Below are 21252 nucleotides of genomic sequence, written 5' to 3'. Positions count from 1 at the left end.
GCATTTCGGAATTATCAGATAAATAATTTTTTTATAATAACCTAAACAGAATAATTTGTAAAGACGTTTTTTGAAAACTCTCGCTGCCGCCCAAATTAAACCTTTATTCTGATAAACCTCGATACCGGGAATCCAGAATAACCACTTTTCCTCTGTCCGTATCGCAGCGAATCAGCCGCCCAATGCCCTGTTTCATCTTTATGTCGGTGTCGTAGTAGTACCTGCTCCAAAATGCTTTCGGGGACATCAGCTTTTTTCTTGCCATCTGAATCGGATCAAAAGGCGTGGGGTACGGAATGCGGGTAATAATAACCTGTGTCAGCGTATCGCCTTTGAAATCAACGCCATACCAGAAGGTGTCCACTCCGAATAGCACACTCTCCCTCATCTCTCTGAATTCGTCGCACAGATGAATGGTGGAGCAGCCCTGGTGCTGGATAAGCAGCGGATAGGTTGTGATGGACTCTGCGACCTTTTCCGCGATTAAATTCAGATCACTGTAACTTGAGAACAATACAAGGGTACGTCCCTTGTTTTTCTCTATAAGTTCCGGAAGAATTGTGACAAGCGTGTTGACCCACAAGGCTTTGTTGTCAAATTTCCCATTCACGGCATTTTTCGGAACTATGATATCCATTGCATCTTTGGGAAAAGGCGAAGGAATTACTTGAAAGCGGAATTCTTTCGGTTCTGTTCCCTCTTTGGCAACAAAGGGCCTGTCCATGCCGGTTATACTTTGAAAATTATCAAAACTGTCCCTGTGGCAAAGGGTTGCCGCAGTGTAAATGACACAGTCTTTTTCCTTATAAATGTGCTCTCGAATCAGATCCGCCACATCCACGGACTGGGCAGCCAATGTCCAGTTTTTACTGAAGCACTGATACGCCGTGACTTTATCCTGTGAAACAAGATTGTCCTCAATGATGTTGAGCGATTCTGCATAGTCATCCAACTGGCTCATGGCAATTTTAATTCTTTGGACAGTCCGCGGCTGTATTTTAAGCATCCGGCAAAGATTCGCGTCTCTGACCCATTTTAAATTTTTGCCAATATCCTGTAAAGCATATTCCAAAGACATCATGTGCGCTTTGATATGACCGCGTTTGAAACCCGGATGGTCCCATTGAAGCTCGCTGACCTGGCCCGGTCTGGCTCCGGGATTCATGGCAGTGAGCGAACGCCAGAGTTTTTTGATAAGCTCACGCACGGTGTTCATGTTTGTCAGAGATGTGTTTATATCCTTTGCGAGATTCGCAGCCGCTTTTTTCAGTATCCGTGTCACAGCCGGTTCCAGGGTTCTGAGAACCCCTGAAATCTCCCATGAACGCACCTCCGCTCCCAAGGCCCCCCGCACTGCATTTTCAAAATGGTTGGCCTCATCAATCACATAATTTCGAAACAGACCCGATAACAGGGTGTCATTGTCCAGCAGAGCGAGTTTATGATGATTCGTAACAATAAGGCGGGCCGAACACGCCTCTGCTGTCACAACCTGGGCCGGACATCGCGTATGCCTGGGCGTGCATCCGTCTCTTGCCGATATTTCGTTCAATGTCCGATAAAAAAAGAAATCACTCCCGAGATAAAATTTAATCTTTTCCCCGGCCGTATCTCCGTCCGCATCTCGGAAACAGAATACAAGGTTGAGAAAATACAGCCATATCAGAAGCCGCTGGCCTTTTAAATCCTCTTCATATATATGGCCAAGCTTCTCCGCGCAGATATAGCTTGATTTTCCCTTTAAAAGCGCGACCGGAATATCCTGATAATGCTTGAAGATGTCTTTGGTAAAAGCCAGCTCTCTTTGGAAAATCTGCTGCTGGAGGCTTTTGGTATATGTGGAAATAGCGACCCGTGCGCTTGTGTTTTTGCGGAGAAATTCCATGACCGGTATCAGATATCCCTGTGTCTTTCCGGTTCCGGTACCGGCTTCAATGGTCAGGACGGCCCCGTCATTAATGGCATCCGCGACCTGCTGCCCATACTCAGCCTGTTCCGGCCTGAATATATAGTCTTTGTCCGCGTCGGCCATTCCCTGGTAAAGATTCTCAAGATGATCCGGGGATATTTTTTTAATGGCTGTATTTTTGTTCTTTTTCTGAGCCGGCTTTTCCGCTATCTCAAGGAACTGTTTCCAATTTGAAGTATCCCTAACAACGCATGAATCAAAAAGTCCGCCAAAATATTTCTTGTAATTTCGGGCGATATGAACAAAGACATCACCAAAAAGAGTGTCGCTTTTTTCAAGAAAATACCGAACTGCCGCTGCGCGGGGAGTCCTGGTGTCATTGAGCGATTCGCCGCAGATATGTTTTACAACTTCAACAGATAAATCAACAAGTTCCTCGGCTGTGAAACTGACTTTGTCCCGTGTTCTTCCAAAAACATATTCCCATAGCCGCCTGGGCGTATAAGATTCCAGATGCGGAAGAAAAAATTCGGCCGCAAAGCTGATATCCACAATGGGAACATGTCCGCAGTATTTTCGCAATTCATCAAGCGTGTCATGATGATCAAAAGCAAAGACAAATTTCTGATGGTTTAAAAATTTTCCGAGGTCGGCAATGACATCTTTATGAAGGGGAGCTTTGTGAAGCGCCTCTTTGGAGATATTGGAATAATATTTTTCTCTGCCGGTGAGCAATGAATACCGCACAGGAGAATTGAATTCTTTTTTGGGTTTGTCCGTGTCAAGAATTGCCGCGGCAACAGAATAAATACGATTATTTCTGTCCGCTTTCAAACCAGTATGGGCATATATGAAAACAAGCTGCTGTATTTCATGGGGATATGAATTTAACATAAAACAGGTCTCCGAACCATCTAAAAATCCTCGAAATCATCATTGTCCAAAGGAATAAGTGATTTTGGCTTTATTTTTATTGGTTCAAAGTTATTATACGGAGTCACCTCGTTATGTGTTTTCACGGTCTGCCTGTCTTGTGTCCGGGAAACAGCTTTATCATGCACGCCGCCCCCGGTCATGGCTGTAAGTTTGTCCGCGAAACTTCTCATTTGTTCCGCCTGGGCTGAAAGTTCCTGGGACGCTGCGGCAGATTCCTCGGAACTGGCAGCAATATGCTGGGTTAATTTGTCTATTTCATTTCCTGTCAGGTTGAGCTGATCAATTCCTTTGGATTGCTCCTTGCTTGCCTGGGTGATTGAGGCTGTTTTCTCACCCATCACTGTGGCGGACTCAATGATCTTTTCAAAATCATTATTAATATCCTTTATTGAACGTGCGGCCTGAGTCACCCTTTGCACCGTGGTGTTCAGCAACAGCTGAGTATTTTTTGCCGCTTCTGTTGATCTCAGGGCCAAATTCCTTACTTCCTCAGCCACAACTGCAAATCCGGCTCCGGTCTCACCGGCCCTGGCCGCTTCTATGGCAGCATTCAGCGCCAGCAAATTGGTCTGAAAAGCGATCTCATCAATGGTTTTTATAATCTGACTCATCTGCCCGCTGTCCGCCTCAATCTGACTCATCTGCTGCGTGAGTTCAATCAGCGATTTCAGAGACTGAGCAGAATTTTCTATATTTTTATTCATCAGGTCCTCCGCCCCCAGGGTCAGTTCCGAAGTTTCCCGACTCATCGCGCTCATTTCTTCCAATGATGCGGAGGATTCCTCCACGGACGCTGCCTGTTCTGCCGCATTTTCGGACAAAGACTGGCTGGTTGAAGCGACTTCCTCGGCCGTGGCGGCCAACTGATAAGCACTCTGATTCAGGCCATTAACAACGTGATTAATGGGTCGAATAACAAATCGCTTTATACTGTCAAACAGGGTGAACACTAAGGCGATATTTATAATAAAAGCTGTAATGGCCAGATATACGACAGAATTAAACAGCTCCTCCAGCATGAATTTCGAGGAGATATAAATCTCGACAACGCCTAACCCTTCATAGTCTTTCATGATATCCCTGCTCATCTGCATATTGACCTTATGCTTTCTGATTTTGGCAATACTTATCCCCTCTTTGCTGTCCGACTCCGTAATGGCCCATTTGTCGTCTCTCTCTTTACCGATAAATACGGTCTTCCCATCTTCCCTTTTTACAATAATCGCATAAATCCGTTTTTCCATCATTTCGGACAATATTGTTTCTTCAGCAAGATGCTTATCCACATCCCAAAGAGAAACAGCAAGATTTTTTGCCAGCCGCTCCACGGTAATATCAGCCAAGTATTTTAATTCATTATCCATATTTGATTTAGTCGTGAAGTAGTTGAAAATAACAAAACACGCCATGATAATGGTTGTCTGTACAATGAGAATTGCGCTTATTTTTAAGCGAATGCTCTTGCGTAGCAGGCTCTTATAGATTGATTTTATGTTCAAAATTTTTTTCTCCTTCCAAACTGTGAAGTGAAAAATTTTCACTTCTCACTTCACATAAGGTGCATTATTTCAATATTTCTCCATTTCTCGTTCAGATATTCCGCCACCAGCCGACGATGACACTGAAGCGGATCATGTTCGCTGCATAACAAACAATCCCCGTGCTTCAGGTTACCAGACATATTTTTTTCAATCTTCCGCTCTGACATCAGACTCAGAAACTGCTTTTCATACACGGACCAGTCCCCCTTATTTTTTTTATATTCATCTAAAATGTCCTTGTTTGGCGCAAGTTTTGGTATGTGTATGTAATCTATATTACATATTGTTTTCAGGAAATAACACAAATCATCTCGTTTTGCAAATGCTGCCAGCTGAGAAACATTGTTAAGACGCACATCAACGACGCGCTTTACACCGGCCTGGTTTAATGTTGTAAAAAATTTTTCCGCGGATTTTTTTGTAAAGCCTATGGTAAATAGTTTTATCTTACTCATGTGGTTCTGTTTCCTTTATGATGTATGCTATTCTTTCACTTTGTTTATCGTAGGCGCGCTGAATAAGGTCTTCCTCACTGTCAAATAAGTCCGCCGGGGGAATCTTGAGCATTTCCATCAGCCGTTTCTCCGAATCACGATTATTCTCAAGTCTGCCATCTTCCAGAATATGTTGAATTTCAATATCGTGAGAGCGAAGATGGCGGCATATTAAAATCATTCTGTGGCATGTGATCGGATCCTTCTCCGAACACATCAGCGCAATATGATATGATTTCATTCCGTTCTTTAATCTGTCAATGCCTTTGCTGAAGATATCTGTTTCTGCAAGCTTGCTGTATTGCACTTTACCGTTCTCATAACACGCGGGGTCATCACTTCTCGGTCCTAATTCCTTTCCGAGAAAAACATATGAAATCCCATGTCGTTTCAGTTCTCGCCGGATTGTCTCGCGATTAAACTGGGGATTGAATTTGCTATAAGGGCTTGAACGAACATCGCAAACAGCTGTGATACAGTGGATTGACAGCAATCTGACAAACGCGTCTGAAGCGTGCGTTGAGTGACCAATGGTGTATATCTTATTCATTTATATTTAACCTCATAAACAATTGAGAATTGAGAATTGAGAATTATCAAGTGTCAGCAAATGGAAAAGATCTTTAGCGATCTCGTTTCCACGCTTCGCGTGGGAACAAGAATGTGTGTGAATTTTCCATCTGACTATCAATTATCAATTATCAATTATCAATTATCAAATCCCAATATTCCTGCCACAAGCTTATAGCAATAGCCGTTATAAGGTTCGCCGACGCTCACACAAAAATAGAGATGATTTGTATTGACAGGATATTGCCCCTCATTTTTTTTAAGATATTTGCTTTCCATGACAGGATCAGTTATGACCAGACAATAGCGTTTATCATTAAAATCGAATTTTGCGCGTACCTTTTTATCATAGGATTCCTGGCCCACGGTGATACACACATTCTCCGGTTTTATAAACAACAGAGAGGATGACAGTTTTTCATCGGCCATTTCCTGGGGAATTCTGTCATTAAAACCATTGTAGCTGTGAAATCCGTCTGTCCACAGGGATTCAGGGCAGTCACACAGCTTGGGGATATCTGACAGGGAGAATTCTCCGGTTTTTATCCAGGATCGGTTTTCATCTATGATATGGTTTTCTGTCTGATAGGAATACGGGGCAGGTTTTATGAGTGAGAGCGTTATAATATCCAGGAGCTTTGGGATTTTTTTATTGGGAAGAAGGATATCATTTATCGAAAGTTCCCGGTTTTCCCGGGTGCTTACAGGTCTGATCCATTCGCCAACAGCGGAGGAAAGTACTTTTCCCGCGATACAATACCTTGAATATTTACGGGATACAGCCAGACATACCATTTGTTTGTCAAAACGGTTCTGTTTTTTATCCTGGTTCTCAAACAGCCCCGCACGAATACAGCGTAATATTCCATAGTCATACCTTCCCTGAAACTGATCAAAAATCGGTTTTAAGGCCTCTTTCTGATCCGATGGCAAGGCATGAAAAGCCTTTTCAATTTCAAAAACTTCTTCCTGTGTCAGAGATATGATCTCATCAACAGAGAGATCATTTTCCTCAATGGCTTTTGAGAAATGGGTGTAAATGGTGTCTGTTTTTAATTCCCGATGCTCGGCAATTTGCTCCGGTGTCATCCCTTTTTTAAAGAGTGCCAGCGTCTCCATCACAGTGGAAGAAAAAGAATTGGTTGTCAGCGGCGCGGTTTGGACCTGCTCCCGTTTTTTCAGTCTTTCAGGAAGTTCATCCGGAACGCCGTATTCCTGAACATGCTGCTGAATAACCTCCAGAAACGCCTCTCCGTAAAGTTCAAGTTTTTTTCTGCCAATTCCGTAAATTCTCCTCATTTCTTCCAAAGACCGGGGAAGATATAGCACCAGTTCTCTCAGAGTGGTGTCATGAAAGATGACATAAGGCGGGACATCCTTTTGTTTCGCAATCTCCAGGCGCACATCCCGTAATCCTTCCCAAAGGAGCATGGACGCGGGATCATTGAATTCTTCTTTTCGTTCACCAGGGGATCGGAATCCCCGTTCTTTTTTTGACGGAACCGGGTCTTTGCGAAACAGGACACGCTGTTCTCCTCTCAGAACCGGGCGGCTCTGAGGAGGCAGATAGAATCCGCCCTTGGTTTCCATGTCCGAACAAAGCAGCCCCGCGGCAATCAGTTGGCGAAATACGGATTTCCATTCTTTTTTAGAAAGTTCCGAGCCAATGCCAAAGGTCGAGACTTTGTCATGTCTGAAACGACGGATTCTTTCGTTATCTTTTCCTGTAAGCACATCACTCAGATATTCCGCCCCGAAACGCTGGCCGGTCCGATACACACAGGAAAGGGCTTTTTGCGCGGCAACAGTTCCGTCCCAGGTCTCAACCTTTCCCTGGCAGGTATCACAATTTCCGCAAGGCTCGGGAAGAGTTTCCCCGAAATAACTTAAAAGCACCTGACGCCGACACTGGGTGGTTTCACAAAATCCCAACATGGCCTCTGTTTTTCGTTGCTGGGTTCTTATAAACTGCGTATTGCCTGCGGACTTATCCAGCATCTGGCGCAACGCGACCACATCTCCGAGGCTGTAAACCATCCAGGCATTTGCAGGCAGTCCGTCACGTCCGGCTCTGCCCGTTTCCTGGTAATACGTCTCCATATTCTTTGGCATATCCAGATGCGCCACAAAACGGACATCCGGCTTGTCAATCCCCATGCCAAAGGCGATGGTGGCAACGATAATCACGCCGTCTTCCTGAAGAAACCGGCGCTGATGATGTAATCTTGAGGCCTGATCCATTCCTGCATGATACGGAAGCGCTGTGTATCCCCGTCCGGAAAGCCATTCAGCGGTTGATTCGACTTTATTGCGACTTCGGCAATAGATAATTCCCGCGTCCCCGGAGTGTCCGGCCTGAAGAAAATCCGCTAACTGTTTTCTTCCGCTTTGTTTCAGTTCCACGCTGTAACAGATATTGGGGCGGTCAAAACTTGAAATGAACTGCCCCGCGTTTTTTAAACTCAGCTTTTCTAAAATTTCCTTGCGGGTCACAGCATCTGCTGTTGCTGTCAGAGCAACTCTCGGTATATTAGGGAATTGTTCCAGAAGAATGGAAATCTGCAAATATTCAGGTCGGAAATCATGTCCCCACTGAGAAACACAGTGGGCTTCGTCAATGGCAAACAGGGCCACACGGGTCTGGGTCAGCAGGCGTTGGAAACCAGTGGTCATAAGCCGTTCCGGAGCCACATACAAAAGATCGGTTTGTCCGGAAATCACCCGCTGACTGACTTCCCTGGCACCTTCCATGGTCAGGCTGGAATTCAGGAAATCTGCCCGGACGCCGTTTTGCCTCAGCGCGTCCACCTGATCCTGCATTAGCGCAATCAGAGGGGAAACCACAATGCCCACCCCGGGGCGGATCATTGCCGGAATCTGGTAGCAGAGGGATTTCCCGCTGCCAGTGGGCATGAGGGCAAAAGCGTCTTTTCCTGCTATCAGGTCCTGGATAATTTCTTCCTGATGTTCACGGAAACGGGTATAGCCGAAATAGTCTCTTAATACAGATTTGGGAGAAATTTGTTGTAATGGTTCCATCCCCGCCACCTTATCATCTGATTTGAAAACTGGCAGTGTTTCAAAACTGGACTTATTTTTTTAACATATTGAATCAATATGATAAATATCGGATCATGCCCGGTTTTGGAACACTGGCCTGAAAATTGTGATTAAAGAACCCTGATTTTAACTGATCTGACCAAATATGATTCTTTATCATAAAAAAAAAAGCATTGTAAATAATTAAAATTTAAATCAGACGATAAAAACAATCACAGGGTTCGGACTGAGGCTGTAACTGAGGTAAGATTCACAAAGCCTGTACAATGACAGAACAGACAGCTTATAATTTTCTATAGAAGAACAGCAGGCTTGTCAATGGGGTAAAAACAGTATTCAGGCAGTCAGTGAGCCAAATTTTTTCCGGATTATAACGAATCAGACAGAAACTGCCAAGCTCCTTAGGAGCGGCCGCTACTAAAACCCCTGCAGGGGCGTTAACAGCCTCTTCTAAGTACCTGACCAAAAGTTTTTTATAAATATTTAATCAAAAATTTTTTAACTATTATGAGAACTCGACAGTATACTGAGAACCCAGATTCAATAAAATATTATCAAGATGTTCTTCCAGTTTGGAGAATGAAATATACGCGGAGAAAGGCAGCCACTCGTATTTGATTTTACGCCACAGTATTTCGATAAGATTCAGTTCGGGAGAATATGTGGGTAAGAATTTTATATTCAGCCCTTTTTTATGCCACTCAGGCAGACATGACAGGAATTTTTTGCTCTTATGAACGGACGAATTATCCATGATTACAAAGGTTTTTTGCGAAATCGACTCGCTGAAGCTGTCGAAGCATGCGATCACGAGATCAGCGTCCGTTCCTCCGCCTTCGAATATAAAAGGTGTGAAGGGGACTTCGATATATTCGCCCTTCGGCTGCCAGGCGTAAGGCACACAGGGGGTCGGACAGAAATCGGATTCGTCAAAATAGCGGACATCGATTTCTCCGTTCTCCTGACGTTTCTCCAGGTCGGCGATTTTTTCCTGTGCCTTCTCAAATTTCTCATCGTCCCGTTTTCCTCTGAGAGATTTGCGGATCCGTTTCCAGGTCCGTTTCTTTTTAATCACACGTCTCACCGCGGATCTGCTGACTTTCTTACCCGGTCATCTTCGAGGACGGCGATGATTTTGTTCACCGAACGGGGTTCCTCCTCAACCATCTGATGAATGTGATCCTCATCCTCCGGGGTCAGAACACAGGGGCGGCCGGAACGCGGACAGCCATACAGTCCTCCGAGACCGTTTTCCTCCCACCTGCTTATGACGGTGTAAACCGTCTGGCAGGTCATCTCACAGATATCCGCTATTTTTTTCACCTGCCGACCTTTGTTGCTGAGAATTATGACACGCGCCCTGTCGCGCACCCTGGCACACGGGTGATTCTTCTGTGCGGACTGCAGGGTGGTCAGTTCGGGTTCCGTCAGATCGAGGACTTTTTTCATAACGCAGACTCCTTTCGGCAAATTTCGGATTATTTTCATGTCTGCCATAAACTATATGTCATATTTTTTTATTGTCAATAAATTATTGATCAAATATTTAAATAAATATAAAAAACTTTTGGTCAGATACTTATCATTATAAAAAGGGGGTCAGCCTCTCCGCTATTTTCTGCCTCGGAATGATTTTCTTCAGGACAACGAGTTCGTTTGCCTGATCGGTTATATTATTGCTTACCCATTCCGGGGTGAAAGCTTCCTCAAAATTTTTTTCAATCATTTGAGTGTAACCTAAATGTGTTGTAAGTAACAATAATATTAATATTGAATAGTTAAAATAAGATGCTTGCTATCTGTCCCTCTTTATTGCATAATATTATACAGGAAACAGAAAGGGGGAATCATGCAGGCATTTTCAATGGAAGAAAGTATAGTAAATGGTAATTTGCAGGTCAGCGAACTTTTTGAATTTGTTAAGGAACATGCATCGGAACTTGAAGCATATGAAATGGAGCAGTCCGTTTTTTCATATGTTATGAAAATCGGCCTGACAGCCATGCAGTGCTATTTTGCTGCGAAAGGCACAGGGGATGAGGGGCCGGAACTGACATCGGAGGACGGGGATGTTTTAAAACGTGAAAGTGGTCTTCGGGGTAAGGACTATTTTTCAGTATTCGACAAATTCAAAGTTCCCCGTACCTGTTACCGCTGTGAGGGCAGACCTGGTGTCATGCCTTTGGATGCCCGTGCCAACTTGCCCCGCAACTGTTATTCATATCTCCTTCAGGAATGGATGGATATTTTATGTATCCGAAACACCTTTGAAGAATCATCTGTTTCTCTGGAAAAGCTTATGGGCATCAAAGTATATTCAAACCGGTTTGAATCCGTAAGCCGGGAGACATACATGAATTATGATCAGTATTATGGTCAGAAGGAACCTCCTGAAAAAAACGACGAAGGTTCAATTAATGTCATAGGGTCTGACGGTAGACGGTATCGGCGTGTCAGTTATCAAAAGCGAGGCTGCCAAAATAAGATACCGCCTTGGCAAAGGCGAAAAACGCCAAAAAAAAAGAGGCAATGGTGGGTGTCAGTTATGGAATTGCGCCCAAAGAAAGAAATCCGGAGGAAGTTGCCGGAAATCTGGTATACTCTGAAAAGCAGGAAAAAGATAACAAAAAATCCGAGGTCCGTGCGGAAAATATCAGACGAATGGCAGGCCTGGAGCGTCCGAGAAGCGAGGTGATGACAGAGATTGTGAACTGCGCCCGGCAGCGTGATCCTGAAAACAAAAATCCCCTGGTCGTTGTTATGGACGGGGCATTGTCATTACGGACTCTGATTGCAGAGATACTTAACGGGGTTGAACATACAGGTATTCCGGATATTATTCATGTTACTGAGTATCTCTGGAAAGTCGCCAATGCTGTTTTCGGAGAAAGGACACCTGAAGGAAGGAAATGGGTTTATGATAATCTGCTTCTCATCCTGAAAGGTCGTGTCCAATGGGTTATCGGAGGGCTGGAACACATGATGGGAGAGGGGACTCTCAGCGCGGCTCGGACCGAATCCGTAAAAACGGCAATAAGGTATTTTAAAAATCATCAGGAATGGATGCATTATGATGACTATTTGAAAAAAAGGTTATCCCATCGGGTCAGGCGTGGTTGAATCAACATGCGGCCATACTGCAAAGATCGGACGGAAGGCACCGGGCGGCGCTGGTCAGCAGACGGAGCGGAAGCCATACTGCTTTTACGTTCTGTTTATACCGGCAGCGACTGGGATGCGTACTGGCAGTTTCACATGGAATTGGAAAGAAGTTTTTATTATCATGATGCTTTAAGTGCCCTGGGAATAACTGATGATTATGATGAATTGGGGAATCACGTTAATCATCAGCAAATATTAAGGAAAGCGTCCTGATATTACTAAAACGCATTTAGGTTACACTCTGATCATTTCCACCCTGGACACCAAGGGGAAGGAGACATTATACTTAAAAGACAGGATACAAAACCTCGGACTGACTCCCCTGCTGATGGATATCTCCATGCGAAAAGGGACAGCAGCCTCATTCCGGACAGATATCTCTCCGGATCGTGTAGCATCAGTCGGCGGGAGTAGCTTTGAGGCAATGCCGGAAGGGCCGGTATTCCCCAGATTATATCCACATGCAGTGTGAACCACATGACCCCGGCCAAATCCAAATACAAACCAGAATACCATAAGCGGCGACAATACAAACTGGATAAATTTCGGACATGGGTCCGCCTCTCGCCTGATGAATTAAAAACAGTTGCAGAAGCGTTTTCAAAAAAACTGAATCAGGCCCGGGGGCCGGTAAAGGTTCTGATACCGCTTCAAGGATGGTCAGGAGCGGATTGTCCGGGGAATCCGACTTATGATCCTGAAGAAGATCAGGTCTTCACCCGGGCACTTCGTGAAACATTGAACCCGGGCATTGAAATTCTTGAAGTTGATGCCAACATGGAGGATGCCAAATTTACCAATGCAATTACTGAGGCGTCAATGGAGATTTTTTAATTGAATAAATCCATTGAAAAGCGGCTGGAAGAGATTGCAAAACCCTTGCTCAGAAAAGGACGTAAGGGAGATTGGGAGCATGTGACCCGGACCCTTGACTATGGCAGATATTTGTTGCAACATGAGGAAGGAGAAGCAGATATCATAATTCCGGCACTTTATCTGCATGATATCGGATGGAGCCAGATCAAATTTCAGGATTTTACGAACGCCCCGCCTGCCCTTGCAAATCATACCAGAAGCAAATATCTGCATATGGAGCGGGGAGCTGAACTGGCGAATAAGATTTTACAAGATATCGGATATAATCCTGTAAAACGTTGTGTCATTGTTTCAATCATCTCGGTCCATGATATACCGGAAAAAATTTTTGCCATGGAAAATCCTTCAGCAACTCTGGTAATGGAAGCGGACAGACTGGACCGTTATGGTTTGGAAAGCCTCAGACGGTTTGAGGATATTTTCGGACCGGATTATCTGAAAGGAGAAGATGGTCAGCACTGGATAGCCTATCTGCGAGAAGGACTTAAAAGCTGGTTTAAAACCCGGACAGGCATAACTTCTTCTAAAGCATTAGCCAAAAATTCCGGTTTGTTTAATTGTGTTTGATTGTGTTTAAGTGTAAGATGTTAGGTGTCAGGAAAAAATTTTACATATTCTTTCTTAACACCTAACACTTTAACACCTAACACCCCAACACCCAAAGGATACCAATGGATTTTACAGTTAAGACAAACAAAGGGGCCTATGACATAGAGGCATATGTCAGGTTTATCGGGCAGGATGTGTTGGTAGCCATATCAGGCGGAGAAAAGCCGCACATCGGTGCGGTGTCTGTGGCACAGCCGAGACCGAGCCTCAGAGATCCCGAAGTAACCAGCGCCACGGCTTCTGTCATCTGTCTGCTGGGACACAAGGAAGATGCATTGGCGAAGAGCATCTCGGAAGTTTTGGCTGCAAAACTGAATACTCAGGTTGTTGTAACCGCGGGCATTCACTGGGACAATCTCACCAAAGAGGGGATTCAGACTGTGGTTCAAAACAGCAGGTCTCTTTTGGATATGATTTTGGAGAAGATCATAACAGGGTCACAAAAATGAGTTTTTTTCCATAAAACACAATTTGTTAATAACAGTCATATCCCGCGTCTGCAACGTAATATGAAAGCTTAGGAATGAGCATGAAATAATATGCCCATTTTGATTTTTATATGTTAAAAAATTGCGTAATCCTGTAAAGTGTATTTCAAAATCACTTTATCAAAAGGAGATTATTATGCAACCCTATTCCTTAGAAGTAGAAGAAATCATGCGGCGATACTATGAGAGTCTGAATGAAAAAGACCGCCGGCGATATGCCGGTATTGAAGCTTTGAAATTGGGACATGGCGGACAAAATTATATTGCCAAAGTCTTGGGTTGCAGCAGGCGGACTGTGCGCAAAGGAGCGATCGAAGTAAGCGGCCTGCCCGGACACATCGTAGCAAAACAAATTGGAAAATCTCCTGCTGAATCTTCTGAAATACGTAAAAAAGGTGGCGGACGCAAACAGTATCTGACTGAGCACCCTGAAATAGACGAGCAGTTTTTGAATGTGGTGCGTGAGCATACAGCAGGAGATCCGATGGATGAAAAGGTACGATGGACAAATCTGAGGGAGTGGGAAATCGCGGAGGCTCTGGAAAAAAAATACGGAGTAAAAGTGAGTCGTAACATTGTCCGTCAATTGCTCAAAAAGCATGACTATCGGTTGCGTAAAGCTCAGAAACGCAAACCTATGAAAAAAAACGTACCAGATCGCGACGCTCAGTTTGACAATATTTTGAAACTCAGATCAGAATACCGGAAGGCCGGTAATCCCGTTATCAGCATGGATACCAAGAAAAAAGAATATCTTGGAAATTTTTACAGGAAAGGCCGACTATATACGCTGGAGGAATTGCAAGTTTTCGATCATGATTTTACAAGTTTTGCCGAAGGTGTCATAATTCCGCATTGTTTTTATGACCTGCGACTCAATATCGGGTATGTTCAGGTGGGAACAAGTCATGATACCAGTGAATTTGCCTGTGACAGTTTCCGTCATTGGTGGTATGGTTACGGTTGCCGAATATATCCAAATGCCACGTCAGTTTTGATATTGTGCGATGGTGGCGGCAGCAACAGTTCCCGACATTACCTTTTCAAACAAGATTTACAAATTCTGGCGGATGAAATCGGGATTGAAATCCGAATCGCTCATTACCCGCCCTATTGTTCCAAATTTAATCCGATCGAACATCGCCTGTTTCCTCATATTACTCGTGCGTGTCAGGGAGTAATCTTTTCAAGTTTGGAGGTGGTGACTGATCTGATAGCCAAAACACATACCAAAAAAGGTTTAAAAGTCTTTGTCCATGTTATTGATAAAGTCTATGAAACCGGTCGAAAAGTTGCTGAAACTTTTAAATCAGAAATGCGAATTGTATTCGACAAAATTTTACCCAAATGGAATTATCGTGCAATTCCAATAAATTAAAATGGGAAAGTTATTTAATACCGATTCCTTAGACATTTGCTCCTGACATATAATACTCAGCAAGCTAATATTTTTTTATTCGCCTCTGGGGGGAATGAATATGTTTTTCTTCAAGAGAACAGCCTTCTTATTCTTGGTAACATTAATTCTGAGTGCCGGGAAAATACCAGCATATGCAAAAATGCTGAGGGCAACTATCGCCCACATGCCAATTTATGCTGAAAGTGAAAATAAAGGTGTTTTGACAGACCTGATTAAGGCGATAGATGAGGTATCTGAACATACTATTACAGCAACTTGTAAATTCGTCCCCCCCCTGAACAGGAATTTTAAGCTGCCAGGGGACGGCCGGTATAAGTCCGTTTGAAGGGCTTGGCCATGGTCTCATTGAAAAAGTCGATGAATTTTCTCATCCGAAGTCGGAGATGTTCCGTGGAAGAAAAGTTTCCCCGTCTTATAAGACGCCGGGAAAGAACTGAGAACCATATTTCAACCTGGTTCAGCCAGGACGCATGTTTCGGAGTATATATAAAATGAATGCGATGCGAAGGATCGGACAAAAATTCCTTGCGAGTTTCCATCGATTTCAGTATTCCGCTTTCTCCTTTTATTCCGAGAAAAGTGCCGATGGAGCATCTCCGGGCGACCAGTTCCGCCAGGGATTCGGACTGATGTGTGTTGAGATTGTCCGTGATGAATATCCACTTTGCCTCGGGATCTGTGTCAATCGTCCGCCCGATATGCCGGGCATAGTCATCCTCGGTTCTTGTCGGGCTGATCGTCGGTGCGATGATCCGTCCGGTGGCGACTTCGAGGTTGGCGATCAGACAGAGCGTGCCGTGGCGTTCATAGTTGTATTCGACACGTTCCGGTTTTCCTCCGGGTTCGGCGGGGTGCGTGACGTGACACCTTTCCAGCGCCTGAATGCCCGTCTTCTCATCGTTGCAGACAACATGTGTCCCCTGTTTGTGAAGTTCGGACGCCTGCCGATATATGTCGCAGACGGCCCTGACCTCTTCTCCGAACTGCTCCTCATCATCATACTTCGCATTCAGCCAGTACCTCGATTTATGCGGTTTCACCTGAGCCTCTCTCAGAAACCGTCCCACGCTGTCCGGCGATATCGTTTCCACAATCTCCCGGCTTACCCCCTCCCGGGCAATATCCTTATAAGTCCTGCCGCTGACCGGTCCGTCGGAGTCGTCGAGGACCTCGCAGGCGATGGCCACGATGTGTACGACCTGTTCCGGCGAGAAACGGGGCGGAGCGCCCGGACGCGGAGCATCGCCGAGAATTTCCGCAACCTTTTTCTCATACTCGGCGGGGCTGATTTCCTTTTCTCCCGCTTCTTCCGCATTCTTCAGATTCGGCTGAGATTCTTCCCATCTTTTACACCATTTGCGAACTGTTTTTATATCCGTTTCCGTCTCCTCCGCAATCTGTTTCTTCGGCATCCCGTCCGCATGCAGAAGAATAATCTCACTTCTTTCCCACAGCCGTTTCTCACATGCGGTACGACGAGTCATCTGTTCAAGGATATCTCTCTGTTTCTCCGTCATGGGAAATTCCGTATCTTCCCTGCTTTCCGTCACACTTTCGCAGGGTATTTCCGAAGAACTGTTTTCTGCCGCGCCTTCAACGAACATCTGAGACCTCCTTGGGAATTTGTTAATTATCTTCATATGCAACACGAACATTCTGTTCGCCACATATCAGAATTTTTGGCAAAAGCAAAGGAATTTTATCCGGTAAAATATCCTGAAAAGGGGGGGACGAATTTACAAGTTGCTGTACTATAAACATCAGAGTGGTTCCCTTCAAAAGGTCCTTGTATTATGTCAAAATCGGTAAGGCGGATTTTCATATTCCGCTGATAAAAAATCCTACTGTCAGTGAAGACTCCTTGGATTATGACCATTCTGCGGAAACGATTTTTCATGTCAATTTTGTTCTGTACTCAAATAAAAACAAGGTGCTTCACAAACAAAGGCTTAAGGATTATTACATAGAAACAGATCTGGCCCATACACAATATTTTGACTTTCCGATTCATCCTTCCTCAAGAATTAAAAGCAGTTTGACAAAAGTAAATATGGGCAGGACAGACGGTTTTATTTTTGCAGATACGGCCTCGGATCCGCTCATTAGGAAACACAATTTTAAAAATATCAGAAGAGAGTTATACCAGGTTTTTGAAGTAAAAATAGTTTTACCCAAAGGCGGACAGGGAGGAGAAACAGACAATATCCTCACATCCGAGATAAAAAAATTACGTCAAAGTGGTAGGTACGAAAACATAATGAGATCTATTGACCGCCCTTATGACGATTGGCAGCCTCAGAGCCGTTGCGAATCTGTCCAAGACAGAAAGGAAAAAAAATCATGGCAAGACGAATAATTATCGGAATTGCAGGGGCAAGCGGTGTGACTTACGGCGTAAAAATGCTCACTCTGCTCAGAGACAGGACAGATATCGAATCGCACCTCATCATATCTGAATCCGGAAAAAGAAACATTGAGATTGAAACAGAGTACAGTGCGGAGCAAGTTGAGTCCATGGCGGACTTTGTTTATGATAACAAAGAAGTGGGGGCGGCTCTGGCGAGCGGCTCCTTCCTGACCGAAGGCATGGTGGTTATTCCGTGTACCATCAAGACCCTTTCCGGAATTGCCAATTCCTACACCACTAATCTCCTTGTGAGGGCTTCTGATGTGACATTAAAAGAAAAGCGGAAACTGGTTTTGGTGGTGAGGGAAACACCGCTTCACAAAGGACATCTCCGGCTCATGACAATGGCCGCGGACATGGGCGCACATATTCTGCCCCCGGTTCCTTCCTTTTATCACCAGCCAAAAACCATTGACGATATTCTCAATCAGACCATCGGAAAGATATTTGACTACATGGGAATCGAACATGATCTTTTCAGACGATGGGACGGATCATTGTTGTAGTGGGAAATAATATCTGTTACCCGATGCAGAGCGTCTGCCAAGACAAGGCTCGCCATGCAGGTTACTGTCACTACCGCTTTTCCGATACCACTCTCCTCAGAAGGTAAGTAGTATCTGCTGATTTTCTATTTTCTTTTGATTTCCATACTCTTATATGGTACAGTTTACTCATCGTTCTGAAAGGCTTCTGTGAGCCTGAGACGGAGTTCTGACAAAATTGTAACACGGAGGAGGAAAAAAATGATTGAAAAAAATTTTGAGGAAGCTTTCACCCCGGAATGGGTAAGCAATAATATAACCGATCAGGCAAACGAACTCGTTGTCCTGAGAAAAATCATTCCGTGACAGAAAATAGCGGAGAGGCTGACCCCCTTTTTATAATGATACAAAGGGACGCGTCGGTGTGTCGCTCCGGACAGTCGTTGCTGTCCTGATTATTGCCGGACTCCGGCTGCTCAGTGACCGGCAGGTTGTCAGTCAGGTCAGGGAGAACCGTTATATGCAGTATTTCTGAAATGTTGCCGACAGTGATCTGCATACTTTCATGCATGACAGCACTCTCTGCAGAATACGGCAGCGGCTCGGAGAAGAGGGAATTGCCGTTATCGGATCGGAGGTATCCGAAATTCTCCGTCTCGCCGGTGTTATAAAAGGAGATACAATAATGGCTGATTCCACGGTGCTTCCGGGCAATATTGCCTATCCCACGGATATCGGACTGATCTGCGACGCTTTCGGAAAAATGAGCCGGCTTGCCGAACATCACGGAATCCCTCCGTGGTGGGATGAGAAAGAGGTGAAAGAACTCCGCCGCGAATATAATATGAATAAGGACAGAAGCGGAACAGCGGAATATCTTTTCGGATTCGCAATGATTTTTCTCAGTGCCCTCCCTGTATTCGGAGAAAAGGTCGCGGACCTCTCCGCACCGGACAGCGAAAAAGGAAAAAGCCCGGGAACTGCTGACGTTGCTGACACGGCTTAACGAACAGAACGAACAGAAAATCGCGGGAGAGAGACATATAAAAGACAGGACAGTCTCTCTCAGCGATCCGGATATGCGTCCGATTAAAAAGGGAAAAAGTCATCCTGACTGCGAATTCGGCACGACAGCGCAGATGACTTTCAACCGTGACGGTTTTATGATAACAGTCGAAAATTTTATCGGAAATCCCGGTGATAAGAAAATTTTCGCCGACACTTATGACCTTTTCACAGACCGTATGCAAGGATTTCCCGTCACGGTTGTCACGGACGGCGGATACCGCAACCCGGGCAATATTGAGAATCTGCCCCCGCAAACTGAGAATGTGTTCATGGGACGCAGTTCCGACGTGTGCGCGGACCAGCGTGACTTCTGCCTGAGCGCCCGCTCCGCGACGGAAGGATTCATCGCAGTTGCAAAAAATCTCCGGGGCTTCGGAAGGAGTCTTTACCGGGGGCTGAAGGGACACCGCATATGGTCCCTGCTTTGTCAGACCGCATACAATCTGAAAAAATTTCTCCTGCTTTGGTTCGCGGACGAAATCAGTGAGGAGAGCCTGACAAAGCTCGGACCCGGCTGATTTCACAGTCACGGACATTCCGCTTTCACTCCGGTATTCCGAAGGAAGGAGAGGTCTGTCCGAAAAGCCGGATTTCCGGCATTGTTTTTCCCGAAATTTCATAAAAATCATAAAAAAGCACCTCAGAACTCAGATTTCGAACTCCGAACCGAAGGCATAATAAGGTACGGGGTGGGGTGATGAAAATTAGCTATATTCAGAGAGATTTCTTTTATAAAAATGTTGTGATTTTTGTTCCGTCATATGATTGTGTTTTAAACTGACTTATGATATTATCTGCCAGTTTGTATAAAATAAGAAAAAAAGGAGGGCAAAAAAAATGAGAGATGCGCAAAACGGAGAAAAAATTTATAAAAGCCCCCGAAGAAAGCTGGTCAGATTTTTTGAGAAAAGTCGCGATCAGTGGAAAGAGAAATGCCGTGACGCCAGAGTGAGGAACAAACGTCTCAGCAACAGAGTCCGTTTTCTGGAAAAAGGCAGGGAGAAACTTAAAAATCAGGTGAGAGATCTCAGGGCGGAACTTGCCCGGATAAAATCGGAGGAACGGAAAAGAGAGAAAGAGTATGAGACATTGAAAAAAAAAGATGACGGGAAGGCAGATATGCCGGGATATGCCGAGGAGTTTGACATTTTTCCTTCCGGCCACAGTTATTCTGTTGCCCACATTTTCCTCTTTGTCTCTCTGGTTCTGTCATCGGCGACATGTCTCCGGGGCGCGGCCCGCGCCATTGAGATATTCATCTCGTTCCTCCGTCTTCCGATGTCTTCTCCGTCATGGTATTCCGGCAGACTGTGGCTGCTCCGCCTGGGATATTACAAGCTCACAAGACCGAAGACGAAGGCGGCGAAGTGGGTATGGATAGTCGATCACACGATTCAGATCGGAGCGGAGAAGTGTCTGGTGATCCTCGGCATCCCTCTTTCCTCTCTGCCATGCCCCGAAAGATGCGTCAGCCATGAGGATGCGGAGCCGATTTCCCTGCTTCCGGTGACAAAATCGGACGGAGAGATCGTCTGGCAACAGCTCGAACATGCCGCGAAAATAACCGGAGTACCGAGAGAAATCATAGCGGATCACGGAACTGACCTGAAATCGGGAATCGGCAAATTTTGCGGGAAGCATGAGGAAACCTGTTTCATATATGATATAAAGCATAAGACCGCCGCCGTTCTGAAATGCGAACTCGGGAATGACAGTATGGCTTTCTCATAAAAATAAGTAAAAATTTTGAAGAGGTTATACAGGCAGGATATCCGAACAGGCATCTGAATCTGTAATATCCTGATAATCCGTAAAAATACTTAGGTAATGTTCTAAAAGTGGAGCTAAATTTTTTAACCCTCTGAATCAATTTGGTAAATATCGGAACAAGTCCAGTTTTAGAACACCACCAAATACTTATGCATAAAATGAACCTGATTTTTCAGACATCGGTTATCCGGCAGGCTTCTGTGATTTCTCGGGTATGTCCCACCTTTTACACAAGGACAGGTTTTATGTGTGAAAGGCGGGACACATCCGTTTTTTTGCCACGAAGCCGCGAAGGCGCAAAGTCTCACGAAGTCTCTTTGCGGTTCCTTTGTGTCTTTGTGTCTTTGCGGCTGATTTTTTCGGATGTGTAAAAGGCGGGACACATCCGTTTTTCTGCCACGAAGCCGCGAAGGCGCAAAGTTTCACGAAGTCTCTTTGCGGTTCCTCTGTGTCTTTG

19 protein-coding genes and 2 pseudogenes are annotated in these 21252 nt (G+C 44.9%); 11 read left to right on the top strand and 10 right to left on the bottom strand.

What is annotated here, in order from left to right:
• Nucleotides 1–103: 103 nt before the first annotated feature.
• From dnm_RS28060 to dnm_RS28025, 8 genes are all read right to left on the bottom strand, one after another.
• The gene (locus tag dnm_RS28060; RefSeq protein ID WP_207680178.1) at nt 104–2803 is read right to left on the bottom strand and encodes an ATP-dependent DNA helicase; all 2700 of its coding nucleotides are present in this window, start codon (nt 2801–2803) and stop codon (nt 104–106) included.
• 20 nt (nt 2804–2823) lie between these two features.
• The gene (locus dnm_RS28055; protein ID WP_207680177.1) at nt 2824–4344 is read right to left on the bottom strand and encodes a methyl-accepting chemotaxis protein; all 1521 of its coding nucleotides are present in this window, start codon (nt 4342–4344) and stop codon (nt 2824–2826) included.
• A 50-nt stretch (nt 4345–4394) separates the two neighbouring features.
• The gene (locus tag dnm_RS28050) at nt 4395–4841 is read right to left on the bottom strand and encodes a DUF488 domain-containing protein (RefSeq protein ID WP_246556127.1); all 447 of its coding nucleotides are present in this window, start codon (nt 4839–4841) and stop codon (nt 4395–4397) included.
• Entirely contained in the window at nt 4834–5430 is a 597-nt protein-coding gene (locus dnm_RS28045; protein ID WP_207680176.1) for a DUF488 domain-containing protein, read from the bottom strand. The genes dnm_RS28050 and dnm_RS28045 overlap by 8 nt, the downstream gene beginning before the upstream one ends.
• 158 nt (nt 5431–5588) lie before the next feature.
• Entirely contained in the window at nt 5589–8489 is a 2901-nt protein-coding gene (gene recQ / locus dnm_RS28040; RefSeq protein ID WP_207680175.1) for a DNA helicase RecQ, read from the bottom strand.
• Nucleotides 8490–9015: 526 nt separating this feature from the next.
• On the bottom strand, nt 9016–9585 hold the full coding sequence (locus dnm_RS28035) for a transposase (protein ID WP_207680174.1): 570 nt from the start codon (nt 9583–9585) through the stop codon (nt 9016–9018).
• Between the two features lie 5 nt (nt 9586–9590).
• Nucleotides 9591–9959, bottom strand: a complete 369-nt coding sequence (locus tag dnm_RS28030) for a helix-turn-helix domain-containing protein (protein ID WP_207680173.1) — start codon at nt 9957–9959, stop codon at nt 9591–9593.
• Nucleotides 9960–10095: 136 nt separating this feature from the next.
• Nucleotides 10096–10236: a hypothetical protein gene (locus dnm_RS28025; RefSeq protein ID WP_207680172.1), complete on the bottom strand. Its 141-nt coding sequence runs from the start codon at nt 10234–10236 to the stop codon at nt 10096–10098.
• 123 nt (nt 10237–10359) lie between these two features.
• Between dnm_RS28025 and dnm_RS31825 the strand changes: the two are divergent.
• From dnm_RS31825 to dnm_RS27985, 6 genes and pseudogenes are all read left to right on the top strand, one after another.
• A pseudogene (locus dnm_RS31825) lies at nt 10360–11885 on the top strand (ISKra4 family transposase).
• 1 nt (nt 11886) lies between these two features.
• Nucleotides 11887–12144: a Tm-1-like ATP-binding domain-containing protein gene (locus dnm_RS31740; RefSeq protein ID WP_207683782.1), complete on the top strand. Its 258-nt coding sequence runs from the start codon at nt 11887–11889 to the stop codon at nt 12142–12144.
• Nucleotides 12108–12506: pseudogene (locus dnm_RS28000) on the top strand (Tm-1-like ATP-binding domain-containing protein); the annotation flags it as partial. The gene dnm_RS31740 and the pseudogene dnm_RS28000, both read left to right, overlap by 37 nt.
• Nucleotides 12507–13115: an HD domain-containing protein gene (locus dnm_RS27995; RefSeq protein ID WP_207680168.1), complete on the top strand. Its 609-nt coding sequence runs from the start codon at nt 12507–12509 to the stop codon at nt 13113–13115. It abuts the pseudogene before it with no gap.
• 104 nt (nt 13116–13219) lie between these two features.
• Nucleotides 13220–13606 carry a prenylated flavin chaperone LpdD gene (gene lpdD / locus dnm_RS27990; protein WP_207680167.1) on the top strand — a complete coding sequence of 129 codons (387 nt, stop codon included), beginning with the start codon at nt 13220–13222 and terminating at the stop codon, nt 13604–13606.
• A 175-nt stretch (nt 13607–13781) separates the two neighbouring features.
• The gene (locus dnm_RS27985) at nt 13782–15023 is read left to right on the top strand and encodes an ISAzo13 family transposase (protein ID WP_246555998.1); all 1242 of its coding nucleotides are present in this window, start codon (nt 13782–13784) and stop codon (nt 15021–15023) included.
• A 329-nt stretch (nt 15024–15352) separates the two neighbouring features.
• Here the strand turns inward: dnm_RS27985 and dnm_RS27980 are convergent, their stop codons facing one another.
• Complete coding sequence (locus dnm_RS27980) at nt 15353–16669, bottom strand: transposase (RefSeq protein WP_207680166.1); 1317 nt, start codon at nt 16667–16669, stop codon at nt 15353–15355.
• 182 nt (nt 16670–16851) lie between these two features.
• Here dnm_RS27980 and dnm_RS27975 point away from each other — a divergent pair, with 182 nt between their 5' ends.
• Nucleotides 16852–17421, top strand: a complete 570-nt coding sequence (locus dnm_RS27975; RefSeq protein WP_207680165.1) for a hypothetical protein — start codon at nt 16852–16854, stop codon at nt 17419–17421.
• A complete protein-coding gene (locus dnm_RS27970) occupies nt 17406–17978 on the top strand; it encodes a UbiX family flavin prenyltransferase (RefSeq protein WP_207680164.1) in 573 nt (190 codons plus the stop codon). The genes dnm_RS27975 and dnm_RS27970 overlap by 16 nt, the downstream gene beginning before the upstream one ends.
• Before the next feature lie 334 nt (nt 17979–18312).
• On the opposite strand, the gene dnm_RS31820 is transcribed toward dnm_RS27970, so the two are convergent.
• Nucleotides 18313–18528 carry a hypothetical protein gene (locus dnm_RS31820; protein ID WP_246556124.1) on the bottom strand — a complete coding sequence of 72 codons (216 nt, stop codon included), beginning with the start codon at nt 18526–18528 and terminating at the stop codon, nt 18313–18315.
• Nucleotides 18529–18642: 114 nt separating this feature from the next.
• On the opposite strand from dnm_RS31820, the gene dnm_RS27960 reads away from it, so the two are divergent.
• The 3 genes from dnm_RS27960 to dnm_RS27950 all read left to right on the top strand — a co-directional run bounded on the left by dnm_RS27960 (nt 18643) and on the right by dnm_RS27950 (nt 20756).
• Nucleotides 18643–18963 carry a hypothetical protein gene (locus dnm_RS27960; protein WP_207680162.1) on the top strand — a complete coding sequence of 107 codons (321 nt, stop codon included), beginning with the start codon at nt 18643–18645 and terminating at the stop codon, nt 18961–18963.
• Complete coding sequence (locus dnm_RS27955) at nt 18947–19543, top strand: transposase (RefSeq protein ID WP_207680161.1); 597 nt, start codon at nt 18947–18949, stop codon at nt 19541–19543. The genes dnm_RS27960 and dnm_RS27955 overlap by 17 nt, the downstream gene beginning before the upstream one ends.
• A gap of 319 nt (nt 19544–19862) precedes the next feature.
• Nucleotides 19863–20756, top strand: coding sequence for a hypothetical protein (locus dnm_RS27950; RefSeq protein ID WP_207680160.1), 894 nt, complete (start codon nt 19863–19865; stop codon nt 20754–20756).
• Nucleotides 20757–21252 lie beyond the last annotated feature (496 nt).

The organism is Desulfonema magnum (genome assembly GCF_017377395.1).
GTDB lineage: Bacteria > Desulfobacterota > Desulfobacteria > Desulfobacterales > 4be13 > Desulfonema_C > Desulfonema_C magnum.
The sequence above is the reverse complement of the archived record's forward strand: the minus strand, read 5'-3'. Positions and strand labels throughout refer to the sequence as shown.